Here is a 25855-nt window from a genome sequence, read left to right as displayed (position 1 = left end):
AAATGGCAGATCGCGTAGTTATGGATTCTAAAGATGGTAAATTAATCATGGCCCATATGTATGTTGCTATTGTCTGTTTAATCATTGGGGGATTAGCAGGATTACTTCAAACATTAGTACGTTCAGGACAATTAAAATTACCTGCTGGAATTGGTTATTATCAAATTTTAACTGTTCATGGTATTATTTTAGCTTTGGTTCTAACAACGTTCTTCATTATGGGATTCCAAACTGCTGCAATTATTAGGACTTGTGGTAAATTATCACCATTACAAAGAAAATTAGTTTGGATAGGTTTCTGGGTAATGTTAATTGGTACTGTAATGGCAGCAACAATGGTTTTATTAAATAAAGCAACGGTTTTATATACATTCTATGCACCTCTTAAAGCTCACGTTATCTTTTATATAGGTATGGCATTAGTTATTGTAGGTTCATGGCTATCGGCAGCTGGTCAAATCTTGCGTTATGCACAATGGAGAAAAGAAAATAAAGGTCAAAAGTCACCTTTACTTTCATACATGGCTGTTATCAATAATGTAATGTGGATAGTATGTTCTATTGGTGTTGCAGCTACTGTATTACTTCAAATGATTCCTTGGTCATTAGGTTTAGTTGAACGAATCGATGTTTCATTGAGTCGTACTTTATTCTGGTATTTTGGACATGCATTAGTATACTTCTGGTTATTGCCAGCATACATGTCATGGTACGCAGTTGTTCCAAAAATTATCGGAGCAAAAGCATTCAGTGACAACTTAGCACGTATGAGTTTTATGTTATTCCTTTTCTTCTCAATTCCTGTTGGTATTCACCATCAGTTAACTGAGCCTGGTATTGATGTAACTTGGAAATATGTACAAGTAATTTTAACTTTTATGGTTATAGTTCCTTCTTTAATGACTGCTTTTAGTTTATTTGCAACATTCGAAGCATATGGTCGTAGTGTTTCTGCAAAAGGTATTTTCGGATGGATTAAAACATTACCATGGAATGACGCTCGATTTGTCTTACCTTTCATTGGTATGGCTGCTTTCATTCCGGGTGGCGCTGGTGGAATTATAAATGCTTCAGCACAAATGAACCAAGTTGTACATAATACAATTTGGATTACTGGTCATTTCCACTTAACAGTGGCAACTGCAGTAATCTTGACGTTCTTTGGTACAATGTATTGGTTAATTCCACATGCTACAGGACGTGTCATGACGAAAGCAATTAACAGATTAGCAATCATTCAAGGAATAATGTGGGCAATTGGTATGTCAATCATGTCAGGTGCTATGCATTATATTGGCTTATTTGGAGCACCTCGTCGTTCTACTTATTCAGAGTATGGCGGTTCTAAAATTGCTGCTGAATGGATACCTTACCAAGTATTGCAAGCAGTTGGGGGTACAATTCTTTTCATCTCAATTATTTTAGTTGTTATAGTGTTTATTCAATTAGCATTTTTTGCACCAAAGGGATATGAATCATTCCCTGTTTCGGTTTCAATGGATGAAACAGCTCCAGCTTATAAATTCGTAGAAAACTGGAAATTCCTAATTATCGTTACTATCGCATTAATCTTAGTAGCATACACAATACCTATTGGACAAATGTTCATGGATCCACCTCCTGGCGCTAAAGGAATGGGTGAAGGTAAACTTTGGTAATAAAAAAGACATCAGCTGATATTAAGCTGATGTCTTTTTTTTATCTGTTGATTAAATCTACTATCTCTTTAATCGCCAGAAAACTTTCACGTTTGAGCTGAAAATTATGTGTATTGTTAATTACTAATAACTCATCAAATTGATATCGATTTAAAAGGTATCTGATTTCTTTTTCAACGTCATCCTTCAACCCAATAAAATATCTTGGTTTATTACTATTAATAATTTCTAAATCTTTTTCACTATAGTTAAATTCAAGTACTTGTTCATAATTTGGGATAACTGTGTCTCGTCCCTTAGATACATTAAGTAACCAATGGTCTAAAATACGAGTTTGCATTGCTTTCTCTTTTTCATCTTTAGTAACAATTATAAAGCTACAAAAGATTGTATAGGATTGTTCCATATATTGATTATGAACAAATTCAGTCTGATAAATTTTAATTGCACTATCTCGATTTTTATCACTAATAAAATTACCAAAAATAAAACCAATTCCTAATTTTGCCGCTCTCCTAGCACCATTATCAGTTAATCCTAAAGTAAATATTTGTGGATGTTTGTTAATTCTTGGCCCAGCTTTAACTTGACGATATTGATGTGACATAGGCAGTGTATTACGCATAAAACCTAAAAAGTCTTCTAATAATCGATCATAATCTCTGACTTTACTATTACCACCATCAGTTAGAGCGCTTCTTGTAATTTCACTCCCACCAGGTGAATTACCTAGACCAATTGTTACACGACCTGGAAACATCGTTTCTAGTAAATTTGCATTTTCAGCAATCTTATATGGACTATATTGAGGTAGTAAAATACCTGCAGAACCAATATTAATTGTATCTGTAACAGACAATAATCGCGTCATCAATATTTCAGGTGAATTACTAATTAAACCAGTCGTATTATGATGCTCTGCTACAAAATATCGGTCATACCCTATTTGTTCTGCGAATTTCACCATATCAATTGTATGATGTAATGCATCTGTTGGTGTCTCTCCGCGTGACATCGGCACTTGATCTAATATGCTTAATTTCATTTAATCATCACCTTTTTAATAATACATATATCATAATGAAAAAAATACACAAAGCATAAAATTATGCTTTGTGTATTTATAATTATCAATCCTTAAAAAAGCATCACAAAATCGCTTCTCTATTTGTCTCCCCAATATTGATAATACGTACACTCAATATATCCATTAAATAGTTTACGACGTTTCGTAGCTTTTTTACCAACTAAGACTTCAAATATTTTTAAGCTGGTTAATATATACAACGACCATTTAGGGTTACTTTTAATCAATTGTCCTAAATACGTATACATAGCTTCAACTTCTTCTCGCTCTCCTATACGTTCACCATACGGCGGATTGCCAATAATAGCACCTTTTTCGCTATTTAACGTTAAGTCATGAACATTCAATTGTTTAAATTCAATAATATCACCAAATCCAACTTCAATAGCATTATTACGAGCAATTTCAACCATCTTAGAATCAATATCACTTGCGACAATTGAAATTTCTTTATCATACTCAGCCACTTCTTCAGCTTTCACTCGCTCTTCATCATACAATCCTTTAGGGATAATATCCCAATCTTCACTAACAAAGTCACGGTTGAATCCCGGTGCAATGTTTTGTGCTATCATTGCCGCTTCAATTGCAATTGTTCCAGAACCACAGAACGGATCAATAAGTGGTGTTTCACCTTTCCAGTTAGAAAGTAATACTAACGCTGCTGCAAGTGTTTCTTTCATTGGTGCTTCACCTTGTGCTAAACGATAACCACGTTTATGTAAACCTGGTCCTGAAGTATCAATTGTAAGCAATACTTCATCCTTTAGAATCGCCACTTCAACTTTATACAATGCACCATCTTCACGTAACCATCCTTGTTGATTATGTGCTTTTTTTAAACGTTCAACAATCGCTTTCTTAACAATCGCTTGACAATCGGGTACACTAAATAATTTAGATTTTAAACTTCTGCCTTGTACAGGAAAACTTCCATTCTCACTAATAAAGTTCTCCCATGGAATATCTTTTGTTTGATCAAATAGTTGCTCAAAAGTAGTAGCATAAAAGCGACCGACAACTAACTTAACTCTATCAGCACTTCTTAACCATAAATTTGATTTAACAATTGCACGTGCATCGCCATAATACAATACACGACCATTCTCAGTAGTCGTTTCATATCCTAGTGATTGAACCTCTCGCGCTGCGACAGCTTCCATTCCCATAGGTGTAGTTGCTAATAATTGATACATAATTTCCTCCAAGTTTACATAATATATTTATAGTATTATATAAGTTTTATATATTTCATTGTAACATGATATATACCATCTAGAATTAAAAAAGCCCTCCATAAAGGAGAGCATCTAGAAAGATATCTCTGTAAGCCATGTTCTGTCCCTTAGTACTGCTAATGAGTCTAGTTACTCTCGTACGCCGGTGATAATCATCTGTCTGTAGATTTCTCTACCTCTTCTATACGTTCATTTCCGTTAGAAAAGTGCTCCTACCAAATTTGGATTGCTCACTCGAGGGGTTTACCGCGTTCCACCTTCTTTATTTCTAAAGAAGCTACGTCACTGTGGCACTTTCAAACTAATTGGACCATATCATAGACTTAGGTCGTTTCGTTGCCGTCAAATTAATGCCTTGGCTTATTGTTTCACCAAGCACGATCACTACAGTCATCTCAGAGCTGTGTGAGCATGGACTTTCCTCTATACAAAGTATAGCGATTATCCGAGATATCTTTTAACATTATTTAATTATAGCATCATTTCGTGTATATTGCGACGACTATTATTTACCGAAAACTGCTTTTTCAAGATTTGAAATACGTTTTAATAAATCATAGTTGTTTGGTGCTTGTTGTTGATTATCACTTCGACCAGTAGCAACACGCATACGAAGATTTTCAATTTCACGTTTTAATTTTGCATTTTCATCTGATAATTTAAGTAATTGATTGTTCATATCGGCCATTTTTTGATAATCTTCAATGACTTCATCTAAGAAGCTATCAACATCTTCTGGTTTAAATCCACGCACCATTGTTCTTTCAAATTCTTTTTCATAAATATCTTTTGCAGATAATTTTAAATTCATTTCTGACATAACTACACCTCTAATTTTCTTGTTCTCTCATATACTCACTTACAAATTCCGATAAGTCGAATAAACTGATACTATCCATAGTATATTGATTTTCTTCCATAAAATCAACGAGTGTCTTTTTAAAGAACTTTGGACTCGCCTCGTGTTCTTCATCATAAAAAAGCATTGTGCCTTCGGTATTATCTAATATAAAGTGATTGGCCTGACTAAACATATAGCCACCTTTGTATGTATCTTGAAAAACACTATTCATATAATCTGCTTTACTACTGATTTGCTGATAGTATAATTGATTCTCTTCATTCCATTTTTCAAAATGGTTTAAAAATGGCGTTATGATTCCAAGCTTAATATCATAGTGCTTTTTTAATCTTAATACGACTTCTGCTGCCCATAATTCAATACCTAAATTTCCTTGAATAATTACCCATTCAAGTCCTTCATCTATATATGATTTTATTTTATCTTGTAAAAAGAGTTTAATGAATCGGACTTCAGGCTGATTATTTTTATATATTCCAATTTCATAAGGTTTGTATCCTGTAATATAAATTGTTTTCATATGCACACTCTACTACTTGTTACTAACTGCCCTATTAATATATTGCAAATCATGATTGACAGCTTTGTATTTATCAATAAATAATTTTTTACTTGTCTTATCAAAAAAACATTCTACAGATAATTCGCGAATATGCATCACCATAAGAGAAAATTTCTTTTCATTCATTAATGGGAGTGATAAAATTTCACTCGTATATTGATTTAATACTGTTATATTTGCATCAACCTGTTCTGTAAAAGGTTGTACATCAATAACGAAATTAAAAAGCTCTCCTTTTTTAGAACGTTCAAAATATTCGTTTATCGCATGCATATCTTCGATTAAACTTATAATACAATTTTGTAACATTTAAGTACTCCTTTCATAGATGTGATAAACTCATTGTATATGAAAAAATAAGACATCACAATTAGGATGAGTAGTATGGTCAATTATCCAAATGGTAAGCCTTCTAAGTCTCTAGACTTAGTTACAAAGTCAAAAAACAATAGTAAAATTGAATATGGTAAGCGTGGCATGAAATTTGAAGATGAAATCGATCAAACGAATCGGTTCTATCTGCAAAATGATATTGCAATCATTCATAAGAAGCCAACACCGATTCAAATTGTAAAAGTAGACTATCCAAAACGTGCTAAAGCGGTTATTAAAGAAGCGTATTTCAGACGCGCATCGACTACCGACTATAATGGGATATATAAAGGAAAATATATTGATTTTGAAGCGAAAGCCACACAAAACAAAACAAGTTTTCCATTGATTAATATCCATCAACATCAAGTTGATCACATGCAACAAGTTTCAAAACATGGCGGCATTGTCTTTATCTTAATTTGTTTTTCAAGTCTTGATGAAGTATATTTATTACCATTCAAACATTTTTTTGAATACTGGCAGCGTTATGTGAATAATGAAAAGAAATCAATTCAGTTAAAGGAAATAAAAAAAGATGGTATATTGATACCATACACTTACCGTCCAAGAATTGATTATATTAAGGCACTAGAAACATTTTATCAACTGTAAGTTGAATGAGAGAGAGGATTTAAGAATGGCGAAAAAGAAAAAGAGTATAAAACGAACGGTATTACAAATCTTTGGTGCACTCTTTGCACTAGGTACTTTGGCAATTGTAGCAGGAATGCTATTATTCTTATATTATGCATATAATGCACCTAAATTTAACGAATCAGCACTTCGCGATCAATTACCAACAAAGATTTATGATAAGGATAACAATTTAGTAACAGTCCTATATATGGGACAAAAACGTGAAAGCGTAAAATTTGCAGACATTCCAGATACAATGCGTGATGCTGTACTTGCAACAGAAGATAATCGTTTCTATGAACATGGTGCATTAGACTTTAAACGTTTAACAGGTGCTATATTCAAAAACGTTACTGGAGGATTTGGATCACAAGGTGCATCTACTTTAACGCAACAAGTCGTAAAACGTTCATTCCTTACAGACCAAAAATCAATTGAGCGTAAAGCACAAGAAGCATATCTTTCTTATCGATTAGAACAAGAATATGATAAAAACCAAATTTTCGAAATGTATATGAACAAAATTTACTATTCTGACGGAATTTATGGTATTAAAACCGCAGCAAGATATTACTTTAATAAAGATTTAGATCAATTATCATTAGCGGAATCAGCGTACTTAGCAGGTCTTCCTCAAGTACCTAATACGTACAATTTATATGATTACCCTGAAGCTGCAGAAAAACGTAAAGATACAGTTTTATATTTAATGAATCGTCATAAACGTATTTCTAAAGCAGAAATGGAACAAGCTCAGTCAGAAGATCTATCTAAAAATTTAGTTTCAAGAACACCAGCTCAACGTCAAAATATAGAAGAAAATGATCCAAAATATGCTTCATACGTGAATGTAATTAAACAAGAATTAAAGAACAACAAAGAATTTAAAGGTAAATCATTAAACGATGTATTAACAAGTGGTCTAAAAATCTATACTAATATGGATAACAATGCTCAAACATCATTACAAAATAACGTCGACAATATGAGCATTTATAAAAACAAATATCAACAAGCCGCATCTACCATTGTCGATACTCAAACAGGTGCTTTAGTTGCAATTAGTGGAGGCCGAAATTATAAAGACGTTGTTGATCGTAACCTAGCAACAGATATTCACCCCGTTGGTTCAACAATCAAACCATTCTTAAGTTATGGTCCAATTGTAGAAAACGAAAAGTGGGCAACTAATCACAAAATTAAAGATGAATCCGAATACGATATTAATGGTATTAAATTTAAAAACTATGATACACAAGATCACGGTATAGTAACAATGCGCGACGCAATTCGTCGTAGTTTAAATATCCCAGCATTAAAAATATTCCAGGAAGTTAAAAAAGAAGCTGGTAACGATGCTTCTTACGAATTTGCTAAAAATGTGGGATTAGAATACAAAGCGAAGGATTTAGGTCCTTCAGAAGCATTGGGCGGCTCTTCATCTGAATTCTCACCTACACAAATGGCGAGTGCGTTCTCTTCTTTCGGAAATGGTGGTACTTATAATAAAGCACATGCAATTCGTAAAGTTGTGACTCAAGATGATGAAACAATCAAATTTGATGTAGTATCTGAAAAAGCAATGGAAGATTATACTGCATACATCGTTACTGATATGTTAAAAGGTTCATTTGAACCACTAGGTACGGCATACGGTTCTAGTATTCCTGGTTTAACCCTTGCAGCAAAAACAGGTACAGGTACGTATGGTAATGAAACATATGAAAAATATAATTTACCTGATAATGCAGCAAAAGACGTTTGGATAGTTGGCTATTCTCCTAGATATACAATGTCTGTATGGATGGGCTTTACAAAACTTGCTGAAGGTGGCGCAAACTCATTCGTGGGAGCTGAGGAACAAGCATTACCAAAATCACTATTTAAACAAGTAATGTCCGAGATTAGTCCAATAGATGGTCAAGACTTTGCAATGCCGGATTCAGTTGAAAAAGTCGGTAATGATGTAAAAGTAAAAGGACAAGAAGATAAAAATGAAATATTAGATGGTAAGGATGACAAAGATTCTACCACAGATTCTGATGCGACAACTACTTTCCCTACCGGATCATTAGATGAGCAAACTGATGCAGCGCGTGAAAATAATAAACGTGCTGCTGATGCAGCTCGTGATGCTTTAGAGGAAGCTGAGCAAGCAGAACAAAATGCAAGAAATCAATTTAATGACAGTTCAAATAATGACTCAGAAAAAAAAAATTCTAATGTAGAAAAAAAAGATAAAGAACCTACAATTAAAGAAGAAGATATCCCAAGAACTATGGAAAAAAGAACGAATGAACCAAAAGATATACCAGCGGCTCAACCAAAAACAAGCGAACCTGCTTCGTCTTCTGCCCCAACTCAATCTGCAAATGAAAAAGCGGCAGCTGATTTGAAAGCAGCAAGTGATAAAGCGGCAGCTGATTTGAAAGCAGCAAATGAACGAGCAGCAGCTGATTTGAAAGCAGCTAATGAGCGGGCAGCTCAAAGTTTAGGCCAATAAAAAGAAGCGAAAACAAATTAATGTTGTCGCTTCTTTTTTATATTTTGAATCGCAATTAGTTTATTGATTTCAATGCGAATCGTCTTCATTTGTTGATATCCCATAAAATGATGTTTACGGGCTTTAATATATTGAATTCTTTCTTTAAAATTTAATGGTTCAATTTCAAAATCGGTAATGTTTGATGAAGGCGCCAAGTCATTGAGTTCATGCATCAAGTATAGCAACCCATCAAAATATTCATCGAGTAACGAAATTGCATCATCACTATTTAGTGTTCTAGAGCTACTGTGTGTATCAATTAGTACTTCTAATTCATTCATTCTTTCCATCATGATACCACCACCTTATGGCGTTTACGTCCCTCTCTACAATCTTTTAATAAAGGACATTCTAAGCATTTCGGATTACATGCGACACAGTGATAGCGTCCGAAAAAGATAAGTTGATGATGCGTTTTATTCCATCGTTCTTTCGGTATTTTATTACATAACGTTGCTTCAACTTGTTTCACATTATCTTTCCACTTACAAAATATTTCCATTTTAAATTCCTCAAACCCTTGATACGTCTGATTTCTCTTTTATTTGATTGATTAAATTATAGCTTTATATTATCTTTCATGTCAACTTTTTTAATTTTTAGCCAAATAGAATGATTAAGTTTAGTTTGTACGAAGATTTAAAACAAAATTATTAATAGTATTATTTTTGTTGACTATTATTTGTAAATGTATTATTATTAATTTATCAAATAAAACAAAGGGAGATTGGTAATATGAATGAAGAAATCGCTGGATTTAATTATGAATTAGAGGATGTAAAAAGAGATTTAGATCAAATGGAATCAGATAATAAAGATTTAAGAAGTTTCATCGAATCAAAAGGATTGGAAAATGAGTTTATGGAATTCATCGGTAATTAGTATATTATAATAGAAGTAAAGCACTTACTCAGATTTTTGAGTAGGTGCTTTGTTTTGTTTTCTGTAATTTATTTCATTTATGGTCATCATTGATTGATTGTAATAACAGATTACAAGGAAAAGACACGAAAATAAAATTGCCGACATAACAAATGAAATTTGATGTGAAATTATTTGAGCATGTAATAAAATTGAACATATTAAAAATAATACTATACAGCTAAAACTCGAAAAGTAAAAATACTTATCCAAATATTCATCTGAAAATTTGTCATAATTCTCTTTAAATTTATAGAATGTAATACTCTCTATATCTGCTTCATATATTATTTCTTTTTTTAAAAGTTCTTTGCTTTCAATATTATTGAAAATATCTCTTCTTGAATTAAACTTATTAGATAAATCATGCGAACATACAAAAACATCAAATGTACGCAAATAATATATTATATAATTTTTACTATTATCATCTTTGTAATAAAAGTAATTGCCATATTCTTTATAGAATACATTATATACAAAGCTAATAATTACAGCAGGGATAAATAATACAAGCATAAAATATACTGCTATAAATTCCATAATTCCATCAGAATATAATTTAGTATTTAACATAAAAAACTCTTTTAAATCTAAATAAAAAAGAAAAGTATATAATATTATAACAAATAATACTAGAGATTGATTAAATAAGTTAGATATATATTTCTTCTCAAAAATTGAGTTATAATGAAATGTTGAAACTTTGAATATTACCGTACCTATTGAAATAAATATTGTAATAATTGTAGCTATTAGTTGAAAATTCACTTATTCGGTCTCCCATCTCTTACTTTTCCAGCATCAAATGAATCAAAATATTCCCATCCTTCTTTCCCATCTTGAAATTCTTTCACATCTAATTGATTTCCTCTATCATCATGACGTACTACATAGTATTTCTTATTATCTGAAAAGAAATAGACTCTATGAATTTTACCCTTCTTATCAGAATCAATTATCATATCACCGTTATTATCTACCTTAAACCGAATTACTTCAATTTCGGGTATCAAACCATTTTCTACTTCCCAATCATGAAAGAAGTTATCTAATGCTAAATTAACAACTTTAGTTTTTAAACCTGTAGCTAATTTACGTTCTCTAATTCTATCTGCTTCAGATAAATTATCATTACCGAATGAGCTATTCTTAGCATTTATAATTTCTAAACTAGCCTGTAAACTTTCTAGCCTTTCAATATTCATTTTATCAATTAAATATGTTTGTCTTTTATGAGTATCTTTAATATTGAGCAAAGCCCTATTCATTTCGTATTGAATGATTTGTTGTTTAATTGTTTTATCTTCCATGATTGACACCACCTATTTATATTTTATTTATATGGTAATATCATATCACAAAAGTAATACTTTTTTACTATATGAAGACATAAAAAAATGCTCATAACCAATAAATGATTATGAGCAATTAGTAGTGTTTATATTATTTATACCATTATCCACAACGGTATTATTTCTTGATGATTAATACTTGATCTATGAATATTCTATCTGATTTTAATTCATTTAGTTTCTTCAAATAATCAACTGTAACTTTATATGTATTAGCGATATCCCAAAGATTATCACCCTTTTTAACTATGTATGTTTGCTTGTATTTATGCTTTACTTTAACAACCTTTTTAACTGGTTCAGCTTTCACTTTAGGTTGTGCCTTAGGTTTCTTTTTAACAACTTTCTTTGTAATTTTAACTGGTTGAGTTGATACACCTTTAATTGATTCACCATGTATAGCTTCAGCAATTGATTTAGTGAATAATTGAAGATTAGATTTAATATAATCCATATCTTTTTTAGAAGTGATGAACCCTAATTCAACCAATCGGTAATTCAGGTTTAATTTTTTAGCAGTAACTACATTTAATAGATTATCTCTAGGATCAATATTACGGATAGTACCAACATGAGTCTTTAATGCGTTTTGTATACCAATATCAATACTATCAGCATTTAAACTAGTTCCAATGATAACATGACCACCTGAGACTGATTTATTTGTTGATGCATCTAAATGAAATTCAATAATTACATCATACTTTTGTTTAGCTACCCAATACATACCATATTTATGATAATTATTAGAATCAACATAAATACCATACTTTGTATCTTGAAATAAATCTTGATTCATAGAATTGCCACCATAATATGACACAGTATGACCAACTTGTTTAAGATATTTTGACACATTAGGCACTATGAATGTTCTAATAAAGTCACGCTCATTAGTACCATTGCCTACAGCTCCACTATCATTTGATTGATAACCTTTTCCATGACCAGCAACTAATAAAATATTAAGTTTCTTAGTCTTAGTTTTACCAGTTAAAGTTTTAACCTTTTTAGCACCTTCAATTTTAACATCATCATAAGGTGGTCTAATAACTCCCCAAAAACCATTGTAATTGTGCTTAACAACTTCAGCTGGAACTAAGCCCTCACCATTTCCAGACCAATTCTGATCTACTGATATAAAACTCATTAAATCACCATCTGGATTACCATTAATAATAATAGCTGTGTGTCCATAAGTTCCATTATTCCAAATTGCAATATCTCCAGCTTGAGGTTCAAATGATGCTGTATTCTTAATACGTTGCCAATTTGATGGAATTGGTGAGTGTACTAAGTCTTTAGCACCGTTACCAGTTAACCAGTGACCAAAGAAACCATGTGAGATTTTTTGAGTTAAGTCAAAAACATTGGCTATTAAATTTTGAATCATAATCTATACTTTGTTTGTTCTTAGCTAATTTCAATACATAATTAACAACTTCAGTACTTTTTACCATTGAGCCATCCCTCTCTTTCATAAATAAAATTAAAAAAGAGACACTCCAATTAAAGAGTGCCCCCATGTGTCTCATCAAAATGATTAATAGTTGGTGTGCTACCAGTCGCTTTGTTATATTTCTTTTCTGCTTTGTATTTATCTAGCTTTGCTTGTGCCCAATGTGCTTCAACAGTAATATTATTGTTTTTGAACCATGTCCAACCATTCATAATAACCATCAAAATCACACTAATTTCTTGTTCATTCAATGGTATTGGTGATAAACCTTGTGTTGCTAAAAACATATTGATCCAAGTTAGAATCATTAATATTGTTCTTACAACTGTTCTTGTATCGATTTTCATATGTATGCTCCTTTTCTTCTATATAAATGTTACTTACAATATCTAAAGAATAAACAGCTTAAAAATGTAGCTGACATTAAATACATAACAATCACCTCACTTAAAATAAGAATGGTAAGAATATTGAGATACCTACAGCCATTTTCCAAAACGTGCCTAGAATCATTAATATAATTGACACAACAAAACCTGCTATCGTTCTAGATTTCCATTTGTCATTTTCTTTGAGTTCTTTAGCTAATTCAGTAAAGTCACGTACATTAATATCAAGTTTACTTTGCATATCTTTTTGCATAAGTGTTTGCTGATATTGAGAATCAGTAAGTTTATCTATTTTTTCATATAGCTTGTCACTTTTTTGTTTTTGATTCTGTTCGTTATCTTTAAGAATTTGCTTGATATCCTGTTGATTCTTTTCAACCTTTTCCATGATATTTTTTTCGTTGTTATCAATTTTGTCATCTAATTCTTTTAAAGTTGATTTGATCTCTCTCATTTCACTTTCAATTGTAGTAACTCGTTGTTTTAATACTTCCATGGTCATAAGTGCCTACTTTCTACAACAAAATAAAAAGCCACTCAATTAAGAGTGGCTAATAGTGTTACTCAGCTAATTCTGGTAAACCAGCTTCAACTAAGATTTCTTTAACTTGAGCTTTTAAGCTCTCTGGACAACGTTCAAAAGTATATTTACCTTGAACAATGCGGTTAGCGATTAATAAAGCCATCATCTCTACATCTCCTTTCATAAATTTATTTATAATAAAAAGCACTATGAAATTAAACCATTGTTTCAAATAATTCAATAATAGCACCCTCTAATGCATCAATACGTTCTGTATCTGATATTAATGTTGTTACTTTATTTAATTCATCTAATTCAGCTTGTGTAATAGTCTCAATCCATTGTTCACCATCAAATTGAGGTTTGTATAAACCATCTACTGGTGCAATATCAGTTGAATTTTCTGGTAATGTTTTAATATCATTATCTACAACTTCAACACCAATGAAAATTTTATTCTCATCATATAAATATATCTGTTTCATAGTTTGTTATCTCCTTTACACACGGAACATGAACTGTCCACGGATATTGTGACCTGCTTGTAATCCTTTAGCTACTGTAACACCATTAAATACATTCCCTACATTGAAAAATGCATCTGCTTGACCAGTTGAACTATTATAGAATAGGTCTGGTAAGTAAGCCATTGGTGGTAAATATCCTTGTGGTAAACTTGCTACTACTGTATTTAGTGTAGTTGTAGAACCAACTGTAATATCTACGTTTACAGTTACAATGTTAAATCCATCTTTACAATATTTAACTGTACCAGTAAAACCATTACTTAAAGTTGCATTTATCCATGTTGGAGCTGAAACAGTTCCACCACTTCCACTTGATGTTGGTAATGAGTCAATTTTAGCTTGAACTGTTGTGCCATCACTCATTAATACTTGTGATGCTGTATGTGTATGACTTGTTAGAGCCTTACCATCTAAAGTTGTCTGTAAATTAGTTACATCACTTATTACGTGTGCATGTGTAGTTGATGCTTTACCATTTAATGTAGTTTGTAAGTTCGTAATATCAGAAATAGCATGCGTATGTCCTAATTTACTATAAACAGTATCATGATTATGTCCAGCTAGTGCTTTTCCATCTAAAGTAACTTGTAAATTAGAAATGTCACCAATAGTATGTGTATGAACTTTAGTAGCGTATGTGGTACTTGCGTCTGCTGACTTTAAATAACTTGATAAATCGACTGTACCACCAGTTTGTGCTGTAGCAATTTTACTGTCAATTTCAGATTTAGAGTAAGTACCAATTTCAGTAGGGGTATGCGTATGTGTTTTAGACGAGTATAATCCATCAGATTCAGATTGTGTTAAATACTCATCATGCGTATGTGTAATAGGAGCATACTTAGTATCTAGAGTCACTGTTTTATCATATCCAGTCATGTCAGTTGTTGAGCTATTTAATTTAATCCAATTTCCCCAAGTGCCTGAAATTTTAGTTTTCAGATAAACATCATTTGTGTTATAAGGCGAATAATAAACCTTACCTAGATTTCCTAATATTTCATAATTAACAAAACCATTGACAGCACCAGTTGGTGCATTTATTGGTGCTTGTGCGTAATAAAATCCTGATTTCGTAACTTGTGAATCAGGTGTATTAAAATCAACACCGCTGATTACTTTCACCGTGCCTACATCATTAAATAATTTATACATTTGACCATCAATTTGTTTAATATATGTTAAATCATGATTATGCCCTGATAACGCTTTTCCATCTAATTGAGTTTGTAAATTTGTAATATCTGATATTGTATGAGTATGTGTTTTTAATGCGTATTCACCTGACATATCGGCTTTAGTAGTCGTTTTAATACCATCAATATACCAATAACCATCAGAACCTATAGATACAATGCTACCTGCTTTGCCATCAACACCCTTAATATCTGTTCCTTTGATCCATGTTGAGTGTCCATCATTTCTAAAATACAAAACAGAACCAACAAGGTATGTTAATTGAGTTGTTCCTGCTGGTAATTCACCAATAGTGGCTACTACACCATCAATTTGTAGTCCATCACCCTTTTCACCTTTTTCACCCTGTTCCCCTTGAATACCTTGCTCCCCTTGAAATAAGTGAGCATTAGCTGTAATGACTTCAGTAATTTTATCTCCAATAATGTCAATATCAATTACTTTAGCAACTTCTTTATTTGTTCCACTATCACCAATATCAAAGCTAAAGTTAGCAACGTGTACTGATTCTGTTTCAGACTCTAGAAATAACTTAGCGTTAACAGTTCCAACATGTTTAATAACTTCTTTAGATACATAATATTTTACAAAGCCTTCTGTAGCGTTCTCAGTAACTAAAGGTTCATTAATGAATATTGATCCATCAGAACAATATAAATTAAGCATTGGTTTCATTGTGATTGTAGATAAGTTTAATACTTGACCATTGTTCTTGATATAGATACCAATAGATGCTGTATTTTCATCTTCACTATAAAACTTAGCACCAATATTACCAACGTTTACATCTGTAACACGTATGTCTGTTGCTATATCTTTATTTTTAAAAATTGCCATGTCTCTTGTCTCCTTGTTGTATAAATTTAAAAGAGCAATTAAAGAACTGTTTCAATCAGCTCTAAAATTGCACCCTCTAATGTTTCTATTTTTGCTTTTAATTCAGCTATCTCATCATCTTTAGATAAACTAATAAATTGTGATTTATCTAGTGCTTGAGGTAATAAATCTGTTATATCTTGATATTCTTCAACCTCAATTAAGTCATCAAAAAAAGCAATGCTAAAAGCACTGCCTTTCATGTCAACTTGTCCAACATTGTTAGACTCAATTGTATAATTTAGTTTGTTATCTTCTACTGTTTCTTGTTTATATGAAGTAACATTTTCAACAACAAACATTACTAAATTTTTATCATTATATAAAACTGCTTTAGACAACGTAAGTCACCTCTACTTTCAAAGTTGGTTTCATTGCCATGTATTCATATGCACTTGAGCTATCAGTATTAACTGCAAAGCCTTTCCAAGCTGTTTGGTTAATCATAGAACCAAAAACACTAGTAACATCAACCCATTTTGAGTCACCCATTGCTAAATAGATTTCTTTAGATTGTGTAGCGTTACTTGTTGCTGGTGCTGTACTAGGTTTAGTTCCGTAAGTATGCATACGTAAAGTAGCTTTTCTACTACCTGTGTACCCTTGCATGTTAACACTTGAACGACCAATATATACACGTACTTTCTTGATTGTTTTACCAACAAAACGGTCAAATTGAGTTCCAAAAAACCAAAAGCCCATACGCTCACCATAAGGTGACCAAGTACCTTGAATTGGGTATGATTTCATAAATACACCATTCCAACCTATAGACGATTTATAATAGTGACCAGCTGAGCTACTTGTTAAAGTAACTGTTTTAGTTGTTGGTGGTGGTGCTGGTGCTACTGTTGATGCTGTAGTTAAATTAGTTATTGAACCGCCAATAAGTGAACCTTCAAAAGCATTTGTTGAAGTACCAGCTTTGATTTTCACTACATTACATTCAACTTGTGATGCATACGCTGAAACAATACCAAAATCATTGGCGTATAAAGTAACATCTTTTAAGAAAGCATTTGAACCACTTGCACAAGTCATACCACGAGCAACGTTATTAGACTGACCTGTACGCCATTCAAAATAACCGTTACGTGAGATAGATACAGCTTGTTCCCCACCACCTTGACCGTTTATGTTTACGTTAGTTGCTGTTACACTAGCACCACTTACAGATACACCACTTGTACCGTTTTCTGTTTCAATCAATAAGTTAGTTAAATAACTTTCAATAGTGTTACCAGCAAACTTAAAGGCTACTGAGTTTCTAATTTGTCCAACACTAGGTGTACCAGTTGAAGCAACACCAGCAAAGGTTATTTTACCCTCACCTGTGTAACCTTTTACCTCTACTATTTCACCACTCTCCAATAATCTTAAGTATATTGTACATTCACCGTTATATACAGTCGGAACCTCTTCTAAAGCACGTTCAACGGTAGCAAAGGCTGTTTCTAAAGTTAAACCATCATTTTCATTATCACCTAAATTTGATACAAAGAAAGTTAGATTATCAGATGATTGTGTAACTATATCTTTATTTTCAATCTTCTCAACTCTTAGAGTACCAATTGATAATTCTGATGCTGTAGCTTGTTCAGTATCTAAACCAAAAAACACTTCATTATTAGCGTTCTTAATTTCAATTTTACCAGCTTTATCTTCCCCACCAATTTTTAAGTCTGATACTCTTACAAGTCCATCTTGCATATAAACGTCACCAATTAAATTAATAATATCTGATTTAATTTTTATATTAGTCGGGTCTACAGATACAGATGAAATAAGACCATCAGCTGAAGATGTAATATTAATACCATCAGCTACTAATTTAATTGAGCTTACAGCCTCTTGTAATGTCTTTAGTTGTGTATTTAATTTACTATCAGATACCTCTAAATTAATAGACTTACCTGTTTGTTCAATAGCTGACTTGTTAGCATCAATACTTTCTACCAAACCTTTTTTATCTGTTGAATAAGTACCACTTTCAACATATTTACCAACTGAGTCTGCTGTGACTTTATCATATATTCTATTATATTCAGTATCAGAAACATTAACATCACCTGTTAAAGTGTTATTTGTTGGATCATATACAAGTCCAGTTGCTTTTGCTACTTCTTGCATGATAACTCCAGCTTTTTCATCAGTATATTGTGATTGTAATAGTCCAAATCTGTCATCTATAGCTTTTTGTGCACCTGCTTGAGCAATATTAATTTCTTGTACCTTAGTTCTAAAGTCACCAATTGCTAACTGTAGCGCATTTAAACCAGTCATATTAGCTGTGTCAACTGTCATACTAGAGTCAGCTGACTTCATAGATAAAAAAGAGCCATTGAGATTATTAAAGGCAACTTGTAATGTATTTTTAATTGTTGTGTCTACTAGATACTCATTAGACAATAATTGATTAACTAATGTTTGAATTTTAGAGTATTCTACAAATAAATCTTCATAAATTTGATGTAGGTTTGTATAAAGTGTTTTCTCTTTTTTGAGACCACCTATATTTTCTACATTATTTGGTGTCTGATTAGTCCAACCACCATCTTTAAATTCACGTAATACAGCTACTTCACTAACACTATTATCATACCAAAGTTGACCGTCTATAGCGTCTGGTGGTGGTGTATTTCCTGTGTGAATTTTGTTTTGTTCAATGATTGTATTCACATTATTAATGCTATCATTCATTTTTGCTGTTAGTTGTGATTGCATAGAGTTAAAATAACTTCTTAAACTAGACTCACTAAACTTTTTAACTGATCCTAAAACCAATTCTTTAGAGTTATCATCGAATATATCACGCTGTACAGCTTTAACTGTTGCCTCTAAGTAGAAATGAGGTTTATACGTAACGTCTCTAACACGTACTCTATCTCCAAAATTAGCTGTAATACCTAATTGAGCGATTATATCAACTGCTTGAACTTCATACTCTACAGCTTGTTCAATGCGTTTCTTTAATTCTCTTGCACCAATAGTTTTCATTTTTGCTGTAGTCATATTAGATTTTTCGTTTGCCTCAATGTTGTAAATATCCCAAGAGAATTTACCATTGTTTCCCCATCTATCTCTAGCCTCATCATTGTAAACTTTAGTAACTAATGGAGCACCTTTAGAGTCTGTTGAAGTTATTAATAAAGCTGTTGCTAATTCTCGTGTATTTTCTTTTTGTTTGATAGTAGTAATATCTTTACCACGTACAAGCTCTTTACCTGTAAATTCTGATAAATCATCTGGTACATTCATATGAACATATCTACCAGTAATCTCATTACCACTTGTCTCAATAGTCACATCAAACTGTAAATCTGTAATTTCTTCAATTTTCAATAACAAGTCATAAGGTCTAGTATATTCAGTTGTTACTAAATCAATAAAACCGTCATATTCTATGTGTCCTTTTTCATAACCTGTTATAGATAAAGCATAAGTTACAGCTTCATCTACAGTTACATTATTAAGGTTAACTGGTGGTAATGGTTCACTATTTCTAGCTAGATCATCAAGCCAAGCACCATCACATTGAATGAATATTTCTTTATCTGCTGTTTCTTTATGTTTAATTACAAATTCTCTAAACTCACCCTTACGTACATCTGGAATAAGAACTCTATTCTGATTGTGAAAATCATCTAAGAATTTATAAGGTACAGTAAAATCAAATGTTTCTGAGTGTTCATCTCTATTACGTGCGTGAACGTTACTCAGTACCATCATTTTCTTTGAGTTGTTTGTATAATAGCCTGTAATCTCTTCAGTGTTTCTATTTAATATGTGTATACCAACTGCCATTGTGTAACTTCCTTTCGTTTAATAGTCAACTGATTGCCATCTAACAGTTACATCAAATGCACTCGCTGGATATACAAACAGTTCATGTTGACCCTGCTCCAATCCAAAGTAATTAGAGCCAAAATCTTTATGTTTTGTAGCATCTTTTTTATTTAAAATCATTGACTGATTATAATTGTCTATTACAATCTTGTCACCAGCGTTAATAAACTCATCAACTTCATTAGCTGATTTACTCATAATCTCTTTAGTTGAAATATCGTAAGCACCAGCTCTAAAAGCATTAAATTCTTTAATAGCTGTACTATCCCAATCAAATCTAGCAATATAAATACTAGTTGAACGTACTGGAGACATGTATTCTTTATATTTATCTGTATATGTTTCAGTATGAGTATTTTTAACAATTTCTCTTGTTTGTCCATACTTAGCTATATCAGTTCTTCTTCTCATTTTTAGATACTGTATTGTATTTGTCTTAAATGTCCATTTGTTGCCAACTCGTTTAATTGAGCAATAAACATAATCATCTAAATACACATCGTATTTAGGTTTAAACTTAAATATAGCTTTAGGTTCACCAGCTTCATCAAAGAGCTTAGCAATGACTGTAATATCATTTGTATTGTAACTAGCATCTACTAGCCCAATTGTAGCTACTAATCGTCCAGCCTCATCCCATAAATGAGTGAAAACTTTACCAGTTCCAATTTTGTTTGTTGTAATATCATCTTCAAATAACTTAACAGTAAAATTATGTTCAAAGTCTTGTACTGAGCGTGTGAATGACTTCTTAAGAGCACCACCAACCCATTTATCTGGACTCTTAGGATAAGTTGTAGGGTCTACAAAGAAACCATACTTGTTAGAGCGTACATGTGCACCAACAATTCCACCTGTTTCACCGTCTCCAAATTGTGAGCCTGTAGTTTGAACATAAGCCCAACCTGTGACAGTTTGTAACTTATCATTTAAAACTGTTGGTGATACTTTTCTAGCTGTTTTGTTCGCTGTTGGTGGCTCACCAATCATGATATAGTCATCATTATTCTTAGCTATCATTAAGTGTGTTGTATCTTTTAAAGCCTTAGCTTCAATTACTGGATATGTTTCAACAGCGCCATCATTGTTCACTGCTACTTGACCTTTTACAGCCATATTTGAAAACTCAGCTAGTGAATATTTATATGGTGTAAGTAACTTCACTTTTAGCGTAAATGTATAGAACGGTTGTGTATCTAAAGGAAAGTTAAAATCTCCTTGAACGTAACCCATCCAATACCAATCTTCGTTTTCAATATGAATTGATACTTCTTTATCTGAATTGAAATATCTAATCAATAGATCAGATACATCTTTAGTTTTTAATTTATTAACGTTTTGATAAATCAAAGGTATATCAATATCTAAAGTACCAATCTTTTTTCCTGTATAGACTGCTCCAGCTCTTGCTGAGACTTCTGTACTTTGTATCTCTACTGGGAATGTTGGTATAGTGAATTTATCACCAATATATAAGTGTTTCATTAATTTTTCATTTATGATTAATGATCTCATTGAATACTTCCTTTCATATAAATAAAAGAAGAGCAATAAATGATTATCACTCTTCAAATATATTAGTTACATTACAGTTCTAGGTTGAAACGTCTGTTTTCTAGCTTTAAAATCATCATGATATTCATGAGTAACTTTAGCTATTTCACGTCCATTAGCTTCAACTGTAGTATATCTATCTTGTTGTATTGCATTTATTTGTTGTTGCTGTAATTCAATTTGTTTCTGTTGATTCTCAATGAATGACATGAACATACTAAGCATCTTACTATCATCATTAGATGAATTATTAGGCATCTTAGGTATTTTGTTACCTAGTCCACTTCCACCACGTTCTTTAGGCATAATCTTCATAGCTGTATAAGCTAATAAAGCCATTGCATCTGAACGTCTAGCTGGATTAGTTGGTATAATAATCTCTTCCCAACCTTCTTCAGCTAAAGATGCAACTTGTGGAAACTTAGCGATACCACCAGTTTTATAACCGTGTCCACGTCCAATTACTGATAACAATGAACTACCATAACGAGTTTTAGCGTATCTCATACCAGCGATTAAGTTATCCAGTGGGTTCATAATGTTACCATGACCAGCCAATTTATAAGCATTGAATGTTGGTGGTTTAACTTGAACTAAACCTGTTGCTCTACCATCATTTAAGCCATCCGTACCACCAATTGCGTTAGGGTTACCACCAGATTCTGTTTTAATTTGTTGATTCCATGCATTGATATATGCTTGAGTAGTTGGTAAACCAGCCATTTTTAAGGCTCTAACTACTGTACCTGTCCAATTTCCTTTACTACCAGACACTTTACTGCCACCACCATTCTTATTTAAGAAAGCGATAGGGTCAATTGTGTTAGTATTCCATGCACCAGTTCCATCATTTTTACGTACTTGATAATGTAAATGGTCTCCAGTTGTCATGTGTCCAGAATTACCAGTTTTAACGATTGCTTGACCTTGTTTAACAGCACCACTGGCTAATACTTTGCTTAAATGCATAAAGAATTGAGTATACATTTTATCTTTAAGTATAGCTACTAGACCACCGTTATAGTCATTAACTTGTGACAAGACACCACTAGTTGGAGCGTGTATTAAAGTACCAGCTTTTGTACCTAAGTCAATACCGTAATGGTGTGCATTGAATGGATAACCTGCTGGACGTTTATTAGGACTATAAGGCGTAGTTAATGGAAACCCTAAGATTTCACCACCGTCAGCGTTACTAGATGCAAACTCATTAAAGATTTTATCAATGAATGATTTAACACCAGTTTTAATCTGACCAAAGCCACCCTTTGCAAAGTCTAAAGCAAAGTTATTAAGTCCATCAAAGCCAAATTTCTTCATGACACCACTAATCATTTTTTCAACCAATTTAGCTGGATTGTCGATAAAGTCCATTACATCTCCAATACCATTGATGACTGACTTACCAATATTACTGAAGAATGAACCAATTCCACCACCAGTACCAGTGCTAAACCTCATAGCTTTTAACATTGGTTCAGTTTGTTTATTTGAATAAACTTTAGTTCCTGCTGGAGCTGGTAAAGTAGTCTCTTTTTCAAACAATTGCATTTGACCGTTAGGGAATTGTACTAACTCACGTCTTCCAACACCGTTACCAACGCCAAAGTCACCGACAGTGATTAAACTATCATTAGCTAAAGCACCATTCTTAGTACCTGTACTGAATTTAGGAACTTTCCATTCTTTAACTTTCTTCCCAATTCCTAATTTGTCAGTAACTGTATTGATACCACCGATAGTACCGTTAACGACACCACCAAGTTTATCAACCATTTTGTTACCTAGAGATTTAACGCCATCTACAGCTTTACTAGCACCATTCTTGATACCGTCACCCAATTTCTTAGGTAGCTCTTTGGCTCCGTCAACCATATCCCCAAAGGTTTCAGTCACTTTTTTCTTCATTTTGTCCATCAAATCGCCTAAATCTTTTTTCATTGTCTTTAGACCCTTGATTGCTCCATCTTTCATAGCCACTATTTTCTTAGGTACATACTCAAAGATAGCCTTGAAGATTTTCTTAGTTTTAGACCAAATATCATCAAAAATATTCTTAAAGCCTTTGTATATGTTTGATAAAATTTTACCAATTGCTTTGTACATTGCATTTAGTGTTGAACTTGCATTTTTATGAAGTTTAGACCAAATGTCTGTTACAAATTTAAGTATAGCTTTTGTTGTTTTAGTGAAAATTTCTTTAATACCATTCCATAATTTAGGGAATATCTTAGTAAATCCTTTAGCGAACGCCACTCCACCTTTTAAGATACGTCCAAAGAACATAAGGTTGATACCGTTCCAAATAATTTGAATGACACCTTTACAAATTTTCCATAAACCATTAAATAGTTTTTTCCAATTGCCTGTGAAAAGAGCACTAAATACTTGGATGATACCAGTGATTACTTTTATAGCACCCTTGATTACACCAACAATAGCCTTAAATGTTCCAACTACAATAGTTTTAGCAATTGCAAAAGCAACTTTAAAAGTAACGCTAAATAATTTACCTAAAACAGATAGTATAGGTTTGACTACAGCCATTACATTCTTTAAGGCTTGAACTATCATTTTTCCATTTTGTTTCCAGAAATCAGTCAGCATTTTACCAATTGATTTAAAAGCTTTACCTACACCATCACCCATTGATTTAAGTGTTGATTTTATTTTATCAACTGTTAACGTGATCCCAGTTACTAAACTAGGTGGTAAAAACTTAGATAAAGTCATTACACCTTGTGTACCGTTACCTTGAAATAACTGAAATACACCTTTTATAGTACCTTTAACTGTTTCAAAGGCTTTGCCTACACCATCAATTGACTTCTTAACTATATTTCTGAATGTCTCAGACTTCTTATAAGCAACTACAAAGCCTGCTCCTAGAGCTACAATTGCTCCTATTGTGAGCCATACTGGTGCTCCTAGAGTGGCTATAGCGCCTAACCCTGTTGCCATACCACCAATAATCATTAATAGTATTGGAGCCATTGCTACGACACCTGCAAAGCCTAGAGTCATCATTTGACCAGACTTGCTCATACCTTGAAACTTATCAGCTACATCTTTACCAAATTTAGCTAAGTCTTTTAATACATTAACTGCTAAAGGAAGTATAGGTTTACCTAAGACACCTAAGAAGTCATTCATAGCTGTCTTAGCATTAGTCATTTGTGTACCTAATGTGTTAGATTCACGAGCTGCTTGACCCATTGCACCAGATAACTTATTACCATCCTCAACCATTTTTAATAAAGTTAATTGTTTTTGTTGTTCGTTTAATTCATTAAATGATTTTCCATATAATTCATTAGCTTTAGCATTACGTGTTGTTTCATTCGCTGAAATACCTAAAGCCGCATCATTCTCATAGTTACCTTTAAGAAATGACTGTAAATTTTCGGAAACTTCTTCAATACTTCTATCGTAAAATGAAGCACTATCAGCAGCTGCCATCGTTGCTCTACTAGTTAAATCTAAAGCTTCAGCACCGTCAGCACCAGTAGTCTTAGCAAAGGCTGAGATTTGTGTGAATGTACCCTTTAAAGCATTAGGTAATAACCCTGTTGAGTCTGATATTTTGTTTAAACTAGCTGTTGCATCATTAGAAATATCACCAAATACAGATTTAAACTGTGCTTTAGATGCTTCAGCTTCACTTGCTGACTTAATAGCCATTGCACCAGCACCAATTAATGGAGCTGTAATACTCATACTCAAGTCTTTACCTGTATTTATCATTCCAGAGCCAATACCTTTTAGTTTGTCTCCAACCTGCTTAATTTGTGTATCTAATTTTCCGTAAGATGATTCTAAACGCTTGTTATTAGCCATCATTTCATCTTGTTCTGATTGAGCTTTCTGTAATGCCCCAGTTAAATCATTTAAACTTGCCTTTTCTTTGTTTAACTGCGCTCTTTTACTTTCCATAGCTCTAATTTGTTGCTGTGATGCACCTTGTTTTTCAGCTTCAATACGTGCTTTCTCATAAGCTTCTTCTAAACTCTTAACAATCTTCTCTTGAGCTTGAAACTTCTTACCTAAGCCCTCAGTTCTTGTTGCTAGGATGTCCATTTCTGAGCCTGTACGCTTAACTGCTGACATGTTTGCTTTAAATTCTTCATTAACTGACTTCATTAAAGCTTTCATATTACTTGTACTTTGTCTTAATTTAGTATCATCTAGGTCAACTTGTATTGCCATATTACCTAGAGGAGTTGAGCCAATACTCATGTGTTTTAC

22 protein-coding genes, 1 other RNA gene and 1 pseudogene are annotated in these 25855 nt (G+C 32.6%); 4 read left to right on the top strand and 20 right to left on the bottom strand.

The genetic code is table 11. From position 1 onward, the window contains the following. The first annotated feature begins 2 nt into the window (after positions 1-2). Positions 3-1658 carry a b(o/a)3-type cytochrome-c oxidase subunit 1 gene (locus ACMGE9_RS12570; protein ID WP_414044505.1) on the top strand — a complete coding sequence of 552 codons (1656 nt, stop codon included), beginning with the start codon at positions 3-5 and terminating at the stop codon, positions 1656-1658. Between the two features lie 40 nt (positions 1659-1698). Here the strand turns inward: ACMGE9_RS12570 and ACMGE9_RS12565 are convergent, their stop codons facing one another. The 6 genes from ACMGE9_RS12565 to ACMGE9_RS12540 form a co-directional block, all read right to left on the bottom strand. Further along, on the bottom strand, positions 1699-2703 hold the full coding sequence (locus ACMGE9_RS12565) for an MsnO8 family LLM class oxidoreductase (protein WP_414043106.1): 1005 nt from the start codon (positions 2701-2703) through the stop codon (positions 1699-1701). A 119-nt stretch (positions 2704-2822) separates the two neighbouring features. Next, complete coding sequence (locus ACMGE9_RS12560) at positions 2823-3941, bottom strand: THUMP domain-containing class I SAM-dependent RNA methyltransferase (RefSeq protein ID WP_414043105.1); 1119 nt, start codon at positions 3939-3941, stop codon at positions 2823-2825. Between the two features lie 126 nt (positions 3942-4067). Continuing rightward, an RNA gene (gene rnpB / locus ACMGE9_RS12555) (RNase P RNA component class B) lies at positions 4068-4436 on the bottom strand. Positions 4437-4488: 52 nt separating this feature from the next. Continuing rightward, positions 4489-4803: a cell division regulator GpsB gene (gpsB, locus tag ACMGE9_RS12550; protein ID WP_414043104.1), complete on the bottom strand. Its 315-nt coding sequence runs from the start codon at positions 4801-4803 to the stop codon at positions 4489-4491. 10 nt (positions 4804-4813) lie between these two features. Continuing rightward, positions 4814-5365 (bottom strand): DUF1273 domain-containing protein, encoded by a 552-nt coding sequence (locus tag ACMGE9_RS12545; RefSeq protein ID WP_414043103.1) that lies wholly within the window; start codon positions 5363-5365, stop codon positions 4814-4816. Positions 5366-5377: 12 nt separating this feature from the next. Continuing rightward, entirely contained in the window at positions 5378-5716 is a 339-nt protein-coding gene (locus ACMGE9_RS12540) for a DUF1798 family protein (RefSeq protein ID WP_414043102.1), read from the bottom strand. A 75-nt stretch (positions 5717-5791) separates the two neighbouring features. On the opposite strand from ACMGE9_RS12540, the gene recU reads away from it, so the two are divergent. Then, complete coding sequence (gene recU, locus ACMGE9_RS12535) at positions 5792-6394, top strand: Holliday junction resolvase RecU (protein WP_414043101.1); 603 nt, start codon at positions 5792-5794, stop codon at positions 6392-6394. Between the two features lie 25 nt (positions 6395-6419). Further along, positions 6420-8921, top strand: coding sequence for a transglycosylase domain-containing protein (locus ACMGE9_RS12530; protein WP_414043100.1), 2502 nt, complete (start codon positions 6420-6422; stop codon positions 8919-8921). A 17-nt stretch (positions 8922-8938) separates the two neighbouring features. Here ACMGE9_RS12530 and ACMGE9_RS12525 read toward each other — a convergent pair whose 3' ends face one another. Together ACMGE9_RS12525 and ACMGE9_RS12520 are read right to left on the bottom strand one after the other, a co-directional pair. Further along, positions 8939-9256: a YpoC family protein gene (locus tag ACMGE9_RS12525; RefSeq protein WP_414043099.1), complete on the bottom strand. Its 318-nt coding sequence runs from the start codon at positions 9254-9256 to the stop codon at positions 8939-8941. Continuing rightward, positions 9253-9450 (bottom strand): annotated as a pseudogene (locus ACMGE9_RS12520) (endonuclease III domain-containing protein); the annotation flags it as partial. The gene ACMGE9_RS12525 and the pseudogene ACMGE9_RS12520, both read right to left, overlap by 4 nt. A 248-nt stretch (positions 9451-9698) precedes the next feature. Between ACMGE9_RS12520 and ACMGE9_RS12515 the strand changes: the two are divergent. After that, complete coding sequence (locus tag ACMGE9_RS12515) at positions 9699-9845, top strand: hypothetical protein (protein WP_414043098.1); 147 nt, start codon at positions 9699-9701, stop codon at positions 9843-9845. 24 nt (positions 9846-9869) lie between these two features. Here the strand turns inward: ACMGE9_RS12515 and ACMGE9_RS12510 are convergent, their stop codons facing one another. The 12 genes from ACMGE9_RS12510 to ACMGE9_RS12455 form a co-directional block, all read right to left on the bottom strand. Further along, positions 9870-10655, bottom strand: a complete 786-nt coding sequence (locus ACMGE9_RS12510) for a hypothetical protein (RefSeq protein WP_414043097.1) — start codon at positions 10653-10655, stop codon at positions 9870-9872. Next, the gene (locus tag ACMGE9_RS12505; protein WP_414043096.1) at positions 10652-11197 is read right to left on the bottom strand and encodes a hypothetical protein; all 546 of its coding nucleotides are present in this window, start codon (positions 11195-11197) and stop codon (positions 10652-10654) included. Before ACMGE9_RS12505 ends, ACMGE9_RS12510 begins: the two co-directional genes overlap by 4 nt. A gap of 160 nt (positions 11198-11357) precedes the next feature. Further along, positions 11358-12632 (bottom strand): N-acetylmuramoyl-L-alanine amidase, encoded by a 1275-nt coding sequence (locus tag ACMGE9_RS12500; RefSeq protein WP_414043095.1) that lies wholly within the window; start codon positions 12630-12632, stop codon positions 11358-11360. A 116-nt stretch (positions 12633-12748) separates the two neighbouring features. Then, positions 12749-13045, bottom strand: coding sequence for a phage holin (locus ACMGE9_RS12495; RefSeq protein WP_414043094.1), 297 nt, complete (start codon positions 13043-13045; stop codon positions 12749-12751). A 100-nt stretch (positions 13046-13145) separates the two neighbouring features. Then, on the bottom strand, positions 13146-13589 hold the full coding sequence (locus ACMGE9_RS12490) for a hypothetical protein (protein ID WP_414043093.1): 444 nt from the start codon (positions 13587-13589) through the stop codon (positions 13146-13148). 58 nt (positions 13590-13647) lie between these two features. Beyond that, positions 13648-13776 (bottom strand): CD1375 family protein, encoded by a 129-nt coding sequence (locus ACMGE9_RS12485; protein ID WP_414043092.1) that lies wholly within the window; start codon positions 13774-13776, stop codon positions 13648-13650. Positions 13777-13825: 49 nt separating this feature from the next. Further along, positions 13826-14095 carry a hypothetical protein gene (locus tag ACMGE9_RS12480; protein WP_414043091.1) on the bottom strand — a complete coding sequence of 90 codons (270 nt, stop codon included), beginning with the start codon at positions 14093-14095 and terminating at the stop codon, positions 13826-13828. Between the two features lie 15 nt (positions 14096-14110). After that, positions 14111-16171 (bottom strand): BppU family phage baseplate upper protein, encoded by a 2061-nt coding sequence (locus ACMGE9_RS12475; protein WP_414043090.1) that lies wholly within the window; start codon positions 16169-16171, stop codon positions 14111-14113. Between the two features lie 38 nt (positions 16172-16209). Continuing rightward, positions 16210-16551 (bottom strand): hypothetical protein, encoded by a 342-nt coding sequence (locus ACMGE9_RS12470; RefSeq protein WP_414043089.1) that lies wholly within the window; start codon positions 16549-16551, stop codon positions 16210-16212. Then, positions 16544-20014 carry a hypothetical protein gene (locus ACMGE9_RS12465; protein WP_414043088.1) on the bottom strand — a complete coding sequence of 1157 codons (3471 nt, stop codon included), beginning with the start codon at positions 20012-20014 and terminating at the stop codon, positions 16544-16546. The genes ACMGE9_RS12470 and ACMGE9_RS12465 overlap by 8 nt, the downstream gene beginning before the upstream one ends. A gap of 18 nt (positions 20015-20032) precedes the next feature. Then, complete coding sequence (locus ACMGE9_RS12460; protein WP_414043087.1) at positions 20033-21571, bottom strand: phage distal tail protein; 1539 nt, start codon at positions 21569-21571, stop codon at positions 20033-20035. Positions 21572-21637: 66 nt separating this feature from the next. Continuing rightward, on the bottom strand, positions 21638-25846 hold the full coding sequence (locus ACMGE9_RS12455; RefSeq protein ID WP_414043086.1) for a peptidoglycan DD-metalloendopeptidase family protein: 4209 nt from the start codon (positions 25844-25846) through the stop codon (positions 21638-21640). Positions 25847-25855 lie beyond the last annotated feature (9 nt).

The organism is Macrococcus animalis (assembly GCF_047425875.1).
Taxonomy (GTDB): domain Bacteria; phylum Bacillota; class Bacilli; order Staphylococcales; family Staphylococcaceae; genus Macrococcoides; species Macrococcoides animalis.
This window is presented reverse-complemented; position numbering and strand designations above follow the sequence as displayed.